At 75.4% G+C, this 9,720-nt stretch carries 10 protein-coding genes; 2 read left to right on the plus strand and 8 right to left on the minus strand.

The features are described 5' to 3' along the window. From mshC to ACFQ11_RS35835, 7 genes are all read right to left on the minus strand, one after another. On the minus strand, positions 1 to 1,061 hold a 1,061-nt coding region (gene mshC, locus ACFQ11_RS35805; RefSeq protein ID WP_378307050.1), incomplete at its 3' end, for a cysteine--1-D-myo-inosityl 2-amino-2-deoxy-alpha-D-glucopyranoside ligase. Between the two features lie 108 nt (positions 1,062 to 1,169). Beyond that, on the minus strand, positions 1,170 to 2,114 hold the full coding sequence (locus ACFQ11_RS35810; protein WP_378307055.1) for an ABC transporter permease: 945 nt from the start codon (positions 2,112 to 2,114) through the stop codon (positions 1,170 to 1,172). A gap of 6 nt (positions 2,115 to 2,120) precedes the next feature. Continuing rightward, positions 2,121 to 3,188, minus strand: a complete 1,068-nt coding sequence (locus ACFQ11_RS35815) for an ABC transporter permease (protein WP_378307058.1) — start codon at positions 3,186 to 3,188, stop codon at positions 2,121 to 2,123. 409 nt (positions 3,189 to 3,597) lie between these two features. Continuing rightward, positions 3,598 to 4,377, minus strand: coding sequence for an NRDE family protein (locus ACFQ11_RS35820; RefSeq protein WP_378307060.1), 780 nt, complete (start codon positions 4,375 to 4,377; stop codon positions 3,598 to 3,600). A 48-nt stretch (positions 4,378 to 4,425) separates the two neighbouring features. Then, entirely contained in the window at positions 4,426 to 5,202 is a 777-nt protein-coding gene (locus ACFQ11_RS35825) for an SCO1664 family protein (protein WP_378307062.1), read from the minus strand. Between the two features lie 108 nt (positions 5,203 to 5,310). After that, positions 5,311 to 5,856, minus strand: a complete 546-nt coding sequence (locus ACFQ11_RS35830) for a DUF3090 domain-containing protein (RefSeq protein WP_378307064.1) — start codon at positions 5,854 to 5,856, stop codon at positions 5,311 to 5,313. A gap of 10 nt (positions 5,857 to 5,866) precedes the next feature. After that, positions 5,867 to 6,613, minus strand: coding sequence for a histidine phosphatase family protein (locus ACFQ11_RS35835; protein WP_378307066.1), 747 nt, complete (start codon positions 6,611 to 6,613; stop codon positions 5,867 to 5,869). Positions 6,614 to 6,721: 108 nt separating this feature from the next. Between ACFQ11_RS35835 and corA the strand changes: the two genes are divergently transcribed. Continuing rightward, positions 6,722 to 7,693, plus strand: a complete 972-nt coding sequence (gene corA / locus ACFQ11_RS35840; RefSeq protein ID WP_378307068.1) for a magnesium/cobalt transporter CorA — start codon at positions 6,722 to 6,724, stop codon at positions 7,691 to 7,693. Here the strand turns inward: corA and ACFQ11_RS35845 are convergent, their stop codons facing one another. Further along, positions 7,694 to 8,332: a hypothetical protein gene (locus ACFQ11_RS35845; RefSeq protein ID WP_378307070.1), complete on the minus strand. Its 639-nt coding sequence runs from the start codon at positions 8,330 to 8,332 to the stop codon at positions 7,694 to 7,696. A gap of 213 nt (positions 8,333 to 8,545) precedes the next feature. On the opposite strand from ACFQ11_RS35845, the gene ACFQ11_RS35850 reads away from it, so the two are divergent. Then, positions 8,546 to 9,499, plus strand: coding sequence for an aldo/keto reductase (locus ACFQ11_RS35850; protein WP_378307072.1), 954 nt, complete (start codon positions 8,546 to 8,548; stop codon positions 9,497 to 9,499). Positions 9,500 to 9,720: the final 221 nt, after the last annotated feature.

A 9,720-nucleotide genomic window follows, 5' to 3' on the forward strand; every position in this document is an offset into this window, starting at 1 on the left:
GCGACGGCCGCGCGCCACCGGGCGAGGCGCTCGGCGGCCCCGTCCAGCTGCGCGCCCGTCCACTCCCAGTCGGACCGGTAGTGGCGGGCGAGCAGCGCCAGCCGGATCGCCATCGGGTCGGCGCCCGACTCCCGCAGCTTCGACACGAACACCAGGTTCCCGCGCGACTTCGACATCTTCTCGCCGTCCAGGCCGACCATCCCGGCGTGGACGTACGCGCGGGCGTGCGGCCGCTCCCCCGTCGCGACCTGCGCGTGCGAGGCGCTCATCTCGTGGTGCGGGAACGCCAGGTCCGAGCCGCCGCCCTCGACGTCGAAGCCCATGCCCAGGTACTCGACGGAGATCGCGGAGCACTCCACGTGCCAGCCGGGGCGCCCCTCCCCGAACGGCGAGTCCCAGCCGGGCTCGTCCGGGCGGCGCCGCAGCCACAGCAGCGCGTCGAGCGGGTCGCGCTTGCCGGGACGGTCCGGGTCGCCGCCCCGCTCGGCGAACAGCGGCGCCATCTCCGCGCGGGTGAGCCGGCTGACCTTCCCGAACGCGGGGTCGGCGGCCACGGGGAAGTACACGTCGCCGTCCACGTCGTAGGCGGCGTCCCGGCCGCGCAGCTTCTCGATCATCTCGACGACCAGCGGGATCGCCTCGACCGCGCCGATGTAGCGGTCCGGCGGCAGGATCCGCAGCGCGGTCATGTCGGCGCGGAACAGCTCGATCTCCCGGTCGGCGAGGTCCCGCCAGTCCTCACCGGTCTCCCTGGCCCGTTCCAGCAGCGGGTCGTCGACGTCGGTGGCGTTCTGCACGTAGTGCACGTCGTGGCCGAGATCGCGCCAGACCCGGTTCACCAGGTCGAACGCCAGGTAGGTGTTCGCGTGCCCGAGGTGGGTCGCGTCGTAGGGGGTGATGCCGCAGACGTACATCCGGGCGGAGCCGCCGTCCCGCACGCCGCCGGGGAGGGTGGGTTGCGTCGCGCCCGTCCCCGTGTCGTACAGGCTGAGCGGCCGCTCCGCGGCGGGCAGTCCCGCGTCGGAGAGGCTGGGGACATCGGAGGCGTGCCACGATCGCATACGGAAAGCTTATCCGTGGGCGGCTCACGCCATTGATCCGCGTTCGTTGAAACTTCATGTGAGATGCGGCGTACGCACGGCCCGGCCGGTTCCGGGCGGGCGCGGCGGTCAGGCGGGACGCACCCGCGGGTCGAGCAGCGAGTACGCGAGGTCCACCAGCAGGTTCGCGAGGATCACGACGAACGTCACGGCCAGGGTCACGCCGATGACCACGGGGGTGTCCCCGGTGGCGATGGAGCGGGTCACGAGCTGCCCGACGCCCTGCAGCCCGAACACCTTCTCGGTGACGACCGTGGAGCCGACGAGGGCGCCGACGTCCACCCCGAACTGGGTGACGACCGGGGTGAGCGCGGACCGCAGCCCGTGCCGGACGACGACGCGGCGTTCGGTGAGGCCCTTCGCGCGGGCCGTCCGGACGTAGTCCTCGCCGAGCGCGTCCAGCAGGGCGCCGCGGGTCAGGCGGGTGTAGGCGGCGGCCATCAGCAGCGCCAGCGCCGCCCAGGGCAGGATCATCCGCTGCAGGAAGTGCTCCTGCAGCGGCGGCCCCGCCTCGAAGAACCGCAGCCCGGCGTCGCCGAGCCGGGTCGAGAACACGTGCAGCAGGACGAGCGCCGCGACGAACGGGGGCGTGGACAGCCCCACCAGCGTCAGCACCGTCATGGCGCGGTCCCACGGCCCGCGGGCGCGCGCCGCGCTCAGTACCCCGGCGAGGACTCCCCCCGCGAACCACAGCACCGCCGCGCCGAACACCAGCAGCAGCGTCGTGGGGAGCCGGTCGGCGATCAGACCGGCGACGGGGGCGCCGTTGAGGTGGGAGTCGCCGAGGTCGCCGCGCAGCAGCCGGCCGAGGAACGCCGCGTACTGGACGGGGACGGGCCGGTCCAGGCCGAGGCTCTCCCGGACCCGTTCGAGGGCGTCGGGCGTGGCGCGGGGCCCGGCGACGACGCGTTCGACCGACACCGGCGACAGGTGCAGGAACGCGAACACCAGCGTGGACACCAGCCACATCACCAGCGCGGCGAACAGCAGGCGGCGCAGCACGAACCCCGGCACGGGCGGTCACCCGTCCCCGGGGGCGGCTTCGGCGCGCGGGTCGAGCGCGTCCCGGACGCCCTCGCCGAGCAGGTTGAACGCCAGCGTGGTCAGCAGCAGCAGGGCGCCCGGCGCCGCGAGCAGCCACCAGGCCGTCCGGAACACGTCGGAGCCCTCGCCGAGCATCGAGCCCAGGCTCGGCATCGGCGGCCGGATCCCGACGCCGAGGAACGACAGCGTCGCCTCGGCGACGATCGCGCCGGGGATCAGCAGCGACGTCAGCACGGTGAGCTGCGCGGTCAGGTTCGGCAGCACCTCCGACACCATGATCCGCGCGTTGGAGGCGCCGAGCGCGCGGGCCGCCTCGATGAACTCGCGGCGCCGCAGCGCCAGCACCTGCCCGCGCACGACCCGGCCGAACGGCGCGACGGAGAAGAACGCGACGACCAGGACCGTCATCGCCAGCCCGCCCGCGACCGACGACACCGGGAACGTGGTGGCGAGGGTGATCGCGACGAGCAGGTAGGGCAGCGCGAGCATGACGTCCATGAGGCGGGCGAGGACGGTGTCGACGACACCGCCGCAGAATCCCGCGACGACCCCGATGAGGGTGCCGGCGGCCGCGGCGAGGGCCGCCGCGCCCAGCCCGACGACGAGGGAGATCCGCGCCCCGTAGGCGGTGCGGACCAGCACGTCGCGGCCGAGCTGGTCGGCGCCGAGCCAGAACTCGCGGCCGGGGCCGCGCGGCTGCCCGGCGGTGTCGAGGCCGGTGTCGGGGAACGCCGCGTCGTAGGGGTGGCCGGTCAGGTGCGCCCACAGCGGCGCGAGCGCGGCGAACAGGGCGATGATCAGCAGGGTGCCGGTCGCGGCGAGCGCGGGCCGGCCGCGCCGGAACCGGGCGAGGGCGAGCCGGCCCGGCGTGCGCCCCGCGGCGGCGCACGGCCTCCCGGCGAGGTCGTCCGCGGCATCGTCCGCGACGGGACGGACCGACAGCGGGAGCACCGGCGGGGATGCCGCCCGCGCCGTGCGGCGGGCGCGCCGGCGGGAGCCGCGCCCGGAGCCCCGCGCGCGCCCCGCGACCTCCTGCTTGAACACGGGTCCCGCCCCCACAGCACCGCCGACAAAGATCACAAGAGGTAGTCAAAGTAGCACCGGGCGTCATGGGAGGCGGGCCGTTACGGCAAAACGGTCCATGCGCGCGGCGGGCGGCCCGCCGGGCACGCCGAGCGGACACGCCGAGACGGCACGGCGTGCGAGGCGCGGCGTGCGAGGCGCGGCGTGCGGAGGCCCGGGGCCGGACGAGACCGAGGCGCCCGGGCAGGCGGCCGAGCGGGGAGACGGACGAGGCCCAGGGGCCGGACGAGACCGAGGGCCGGGACAAGCGGCCGAGCGGGGAGGCCGGGAGACGGGGGGCCGGGGGCCGGTCGGGAGGCGGGACGAGGGCCGGGGGCGGGGCCAGGACCAGGGGGAGCGGGAAGAGGGGGCGGACTCGGGAGGTGTGGGTTCAGAGGACGCGCGTCCAGGCGGCGGGGTCGCCCGGGACGGCGGAGAAGTCGTAGCGCGCGCCGTCTTCGGCGAGCGCGACGAGGCTGACCGAGGTGGTGCCCCACACCTTCCCCTCGCCGAGGTCGATCAGCGGCAGCAGGGCCCGGTGGTCGGCGCGGGCGAGACCGTCGCCGTCGATCAGCGGCAGCCAGGCGCCCCACGCCTTGGCGGCGGGCTCGTCGCCGAACCCCGGCTCCGGGCGGGGCGCGGTGAGCATCCGGGGCCGGAAATGGGCGAGCCGGGCGGCCATGTAGGCGTCCTCCCGCTCGTCGCCGGCCGCCGAGCGGGGCCCTCCCGCGCCCTCCAGGCCGCTGTTGACGATGAGGTGCACGCCGGGACTCAGGTCGTGCCCGGTGAGGGCGTCGCCGTCCCAGCTCCACAGCCGCACCCGGCCCGGTTCGGCGGCGACCAGGTGGAACGGGTCGAAGACGTCCAGGGACAGGGTGCCCGGTTCGCCGCCCGACGCCGCCAGCAGCGGCAGCTCGCCGCGGCTGGCGCGGCGGTCCTCGGGCGCGAGCCGGCCGCGCCCGTTCAGCACCACCCCGGCGCGGGGCGCGGCGGGGTCCACCGCCAGCCAGGTGCCGCCGGCGCGCAGGTCACGGCCGCCGACCACGCCGGGACGGTCCGGCCAGTGCGGCGCCGGGGGCTCCCAGGCGCGGTTCACGAACTCGTCGCGGACGCCCGCGAGCAGGACCGGGACCGGAGACGACGGGTCGACACTGATGATCGCCGTGCACATGCCCCAATTTGAGCATCTTGCCCGGAACGGTGTGACGGCGGGGCCGGATCAGAGCGGCGGCCAGGGAACGGCGGGCCAGTCCTCCGGCGGGTACGGGTGGATGCGGTGCTTGAGCATCAGCTCCACGCGGCGCCGGGTCGCGTCGACCTCCTCGGGGGTGAGCAGCTCCGCCAGCCGCGCCCCCAGCGGGCCGCGCAGCCCCGCGTCGACGCGGGCGAGCGCCTCGAGCGCCTCGGCCGTCAGCGGGTTCCCGCGCCACTGCCACAGCACGGTGCGCAGCTTGTACTCGACCGAGAAGCACACGCCGTGGTCGCAGCCGTAGACGTGGCCGTCGCCGGGCGGCAGCAGGTGCCCGATCTTGCGGTCGGCGTTGTTGATGACGGCGTCGAACACCGCCATCCGCCGCACCGCCTCGTCGTCCGACCGCGACAGCGCGACCAGGTCCACGTCGGGGTCGGGCTCGACCCACAGCTGCACCATGCCGGAACCGTAGGGGCCGTCGCGGTGCACCGTCGGGGGGACGGTGTTCCAGCCCATGACGCGGGACACCTCGTAGGCGGCGACCTCCCGCTCGGCGAGCGTGCCGTCGGGGAAGTCCCACAGCGGGCGCTCCCCCGCGACCGGCTTGTAGACGCAGGCGGCCGTCCGGCCCTCGTGCTCGATCGAGCAGTACAGGGTGGCGTTGGACGCCTGGACGAGCCGGCCCTCCACCGTCAGCCGGCCGGCGAGCAGCAGCCGTTCGGCGGCGGCGGCGTCGCCCGGCGGCACCGGGCGCCCGGGCGCGCCGTCGCCGGCGGGCGCCCGATCCCGGGAGGACTGGGTCATGCGTTCATTCTCCCGGCATCCGCGTTCATGATCCAGTACGGCGCCGATCCCGCACGGCGCGTCGCGGGACGGCGCGCGGCGGCGTGGGGCGGGGGGCGGCGCGTCATGTCAGCCGAGGTGTCCGTTCTGCCGCGGGCAGACGTGCCCCTCGGCGTCCAGCGGCAGCCCGCACAGGGGGCACGGGGGGCGGCCCGCCGCGACGACCTTCAGGGCCCGCTCGGCGAACGCGCGGGCCTGCGCGGGGCTAATCCGGACCCGCAGCACCACGATCGCGGGGTCGTCCTCGCCGACCTCCGCGTCCTCGCCCTCGGTGACCTCCTGGGCCTCGATCACGACCCGCTCCTCCTCGGGGTCCCAGGCGAGCGCCATGGTGCCGACCCGGAACTCCTCCTCCACCGGCTGGTCGAGGGGGCCGTCGTCGCGCAGCTCCGAGGGGGTCGCCGCGGGCACGGGCGCGTCGCCGCCGCTGCGGCGCAGCACCTCGTCCAGCAGCTCTTCCAGCCGCTCGGCCAGCAGCGTCACCTGGAACTTCTCCAGGCCGACGCTGGTGACGCGGCGGCCGGACCGCGCCTGCAGGTAGAACGCGCGGTCGCCGGGCCGCCCGACGGCACCGGCCACGAACCGCTCCGGCAGATCGTAGGAGATGACGGGCATGACACCGACCCTACGCGCCGCCGCCGACGACCGCGTCACTCGACCCGAGTCCGGCTTTCCCGGAACCGTCCCCGGCGTCGCCGGCGTGCGCCGCGCCGGCGTCCTTCGGCGGTTCGGGGACGAGGGCGGAAACGTCGCCGCCGGTGTCGTTGAGCCGGACCACGAACGGGCGCAGCTCGGTGTAGCGGACGGCGGTCAGGGACGCCGGGTCGGCGTGGATCCGCTGGAACTGGTCCAGGTGCAGGCCGAGCGCGTCCGCGACGATCGCCTTGATGACGTCGCCGTGGCTGCACACGACGTAGAGGGCGTCCGGGCCGTGCTCGGCGGCGATCCGCGCGTTCCAGTCGCGGACGGCGGCGACGGCGCGGTGCTGCGCGGCGGCGAGGGACTCGCCGTCCTCACCGGGGAACGTCGCGGCGCTGGGGTGGGTCTGCACGACCCGCCAGAGCGGTTCCTTCGCCAGGTCCTCGATCCGGCGGCCCGTCCAGTCGCCGTAGCGGACCTCCCCGAAGCGGTCGTCGGCGCGGACGGTGCCGGCGGCGCCGGGACGGCCGGCGGCGATCGCCTCGGCGGTCTGCAGGCACCGGTCGAGGGGGCTGGACACGATCGCGGCCAGGGGGAGTTCCGCGATGCGCCCGGCGAGGGCCGCCGCCTGCGCGCGGCCGCGCTCGTCCAGGCCGAGCCCGGGAGTCCACCCGGCGAGCATCGGCCCGGTCATCGCGGTCAGGCCATGCCGTACCAGGAGAAGGGTCGTCACAGTCGGCAACTCTACGCAATGCGCGGCGCCGCCTCGATCGCCCGGGACGATCCGGCGCCGACCCGGCGGGGAAGGCACCGACCCGGCGGATGCGCGACAATACGTCCCGTGATCGTCGACAAGGCCATTTACACGGGCGGCACCCGGCACGACATCGACGGCGGCATCGGCGAGGCCTTCCAGGTCGCCCGCCAGGACGGCGACTGCTTCGTGTGGATCGGCCTGTTCGAACCCGACGCGGCGGAGTTCGACCAGGTCAAGGACGAGCTGGAGCTGCATCCGCTGGCCGCCGAGGACGCCGTCGCCGCGCACCAGCGGCCCAAGATGGAGCGGTACGGCGACACCCTGTTCGTGGTGCTGAAGACGCTGACCTACATCGACGCGACGTCCGACATCGAGGTCGGCGAGATCATGGTGTTCCTCGGCGACGACTTCGTCGTGACGGTCCGGCACGGCGCCGGCAACCCGCTCGCGCCGGTGCGGGAGCGGCTCGAGCGCGACCCCGGGATGCTGCGGCACGGCGCGACGTCCGTGCTGTACGCGGTGTGCGACGAGGTCGTCGACCGGTACGGCGTCATCGCGCACGAGGTCGAGGTGGACATCATCGGGCTCGAGCGGTCGGTGTTCGACCCGGACGCGCCCGACGTGACCGCCGACATCTACTCGCTGAAGCGGGAGGTGCTGGAGTTCCGCGGCGCGGAGGACCCGCTCGTCCCGGTCCTGCAGGAGATCGTCAAGGGCCGCGTCCCCGAGTGCGCCGGGACGCGCGAGTACTTCCGGGACGTCCTGGACCACCTGCTGCGGGTGGACGCGCAGGTCGACGCGCACAACGAGCTGCTGAACAGCGTCCTGACCGCCCATCTGGCGCTGGTGGGCAGCAGGCAGAACGCCGACATGCGGAAGATCTCGGCGTGGGCGGCGATCATCGCGGTGCCGACGGCGATCGCCGGGATCTACGGCATGAACTTCGACCACATGCCCGAGCTGCACTGGACGTGGGGCTACCCGGCGGTGCTGGTGGTCATGGCGACGGTGTGCGCGCTGCTGTTCCGTCGGCTCCGCAGGAGCGGCTGGCTCTGATCATCGGTCGTCCGGGCCGGGCTGCGGGGCGAGCAGGACGGCCCACAGGTGCGACTCCGCGCCGTGCGCCTCCAGCCGCCGCCGGATCCGCTCCACGCCGCCGCGGGTGGGCAGCGCCAGCCCGGCCAGCAGCGGGTACCCGGCCGCGAACCCCGCGACGAAGATGAGCTCGCCGTGGCCGACCATCGCCAGCGGCAGCCCCGCCAGGACGACGCCCAGCGGCAGCGCGAAACGCAGCAGCACCGCCTGCCGGAACAGCAGCAGCGCCCGCCCCGCCGCGTCGCCGCGCGTCCCGCCGGGCGGCATGGGGCGCGGCGTGCGCGGCCCGGCGAGCAGCGCGGGCAGCGCGAGGACCGCGAGCACCAGGTAGGGCCACGGCCCGCCGTCCCCGGCGCGGCCCCCGTCGCCCTCGTCGACGATCAGCGGCGTGATCGCGAGGATGAGGACGGGCGCGGCCAGCAGCACCAGCATCACCGCGCGCAGCCGCCCCAGCACCGTCCCCCCGCGCAGCGACGCGAGGTAGCCCGGGTCGTCGTCCGGCCCGGCCCCGTACACCGGCGCGAGGCCCGCCGTGACGTCGGCCGCGCCGTCGTCCCCGGGCCCCTTCGGCGAGTACATCGAGAACGGGGGTGGCGCCATGGCGCCGCACTCTAACCCGGCGATGACGCGCGGCAATAGACTCGGCGCCGGGTTCGCCGCCGGTTCGTGCGCGGGTGATCAAACGCGCGGCGGGAACGCTCACCCGGCGACGAAAAGCGCCGCCCGGAGCGCGCCCGGACGGCCCGCGGCGCGGCGGCCCGCCGGGGCGGGCGCGCGAATGCGCGTCGGCGATGACCGATACATTGGCCGCCTATGAAGGAGCGTCACCTGGGGCGGAGCGGGCTGCTGGTGTCCCGGCTGGGCCTCGGCACCATGACCTGGGGCGAGGACACCGAACCCGACGAGGCCGCCGCGCAGCTCGTCGCGTTCGCCGAGGCCGGCGGCACCCTGGTGGACACCGCCGACGTCTACTGCGACGGCCGCAGCGAGCAGATCCTCGGGCACCTGCTGCGCGAGCTGGTCGACCGGGACCGTCTCGTCGTCGCGACCAAGGCGGCGATCCGGCCGGACGGCCGCTACGACGGGTCGCGGCGGCACCTGCTGCGCGCCCTGGACGCCTCCCTGGACCGCCTGGACCTCGAGCACGTCGACCTGTGGCAGCTGCACGTGTACGACCCGGCGACGCCGCTGGAGGAGACGCTGTCGGCGCTGGACGAGGCGGTCGCGTCGGGCCGCACCCGGTACGCGGGGGTGTCGAACTTCGCGGGCTGGCAGATCGCGAAGGCCGCCGCCTGGCAGAAGGCGTGGCCGGGCCGCGCCCCGATCGTGTCGGCGCAGCTGGAGTACTCGCTGCTGCGCCGCGACATCGAGCGGGAGGTCGTCCCGGCGGTGCTGGACGCGGGCGCGGGCCTGCTGCCGTGGTCGCCGCTCGGCCGCGGCGTCCTCACCGGCAAGTACCGCACCGGAATCCCCGCCGGGTCCCGCGCCGCAGGCGACCAGTACGGCGACTTCGTCCGCCCCTACCTGGACGAGGAGTGCGGCCGGATCGTGGAGTCGGTGGTGACCGCCGCCGAGGGCCTCGGCGTCTCCCCGCTGAGCGTGGCGCTGGCGTGGGTCCGCGACCGGCCGGGGGTCGCCGCGCCGATCGTCGGGGCCCGGACGGCCGCGCAGCTGTCGGCGGCGCTGGAGAGCGAGGACCTGACCCTGCCGGGCGAGATCCGCGCCGCGCTGGACGACGTCTCCGACATGTCCCCTCCCCCTCCGTGACCGCACGGGCCGTCCGTGGCACCCTCAGGACGGTCCACCGCCCACCGTGAACAGCCGTGACGGGAAGCACGTGACCGACACCCCTGTACCCGCAGACCACCCCGCCGCCGGCGGCTTCGGCGACGGCGAGTCCGCCGCCGAGCGCGCGGCGCGCGCCGCCGCCGTCATGCGCGCCGCCGAGGAGAGCGCGCGGCGCAACCACCCGGCGCCGGCCGACGGCC

The organism is Actinomadura sediminis, assembly GCF_042675525.1.
GTDB lineage: Bacteria > Actinomycetota > Actinomycetes > Streptosporangiales > Streptosporangiaceae > Spirillospora > Spirillospora sediminis.

Bases quoted from the DNA above. Each gene is read 5' to 3' on its own strand.
- ACFQ11_RS35820 (WP_378307060.1), bottom strand. From the start codon at position 4,377: ATGTGCACGGCGATCATCAGTGTCGACCCGTCGTCTCCGGTCCCGGTC.
- ACFQ11_RS35825 (WP_378307062.1), bottom strand. From the start codon at position 5,202: ATGACCCAGTCCTCCCGGGATCGGGCGCCCGCCGGCGACGGCGCGCCC.
- ACFQ11_RS35830 (WP_378307064.1), bottom strand. From the start codon at position 5,856: ATGCCCGTCATCTCCTACGATCTGCCGGAGCGGTTCGTGGCCGGTGCC.
- ACFQ11_RS35845 (WP_378307070.1), bottom strand. From the start codon at position 8,332: ATGGCGCCACCCCCGTTCTCGATGTACTCGCCGAAGGGGCCCGGGGAC.
- ACFQ11_RS35850 (WP_378307072.1), top strand. From the start codon at position 8,546: ATGAAGGAGCGTCACCTGGGGCGGAGCGGGCTGCTGGTGTCCCGGCTG.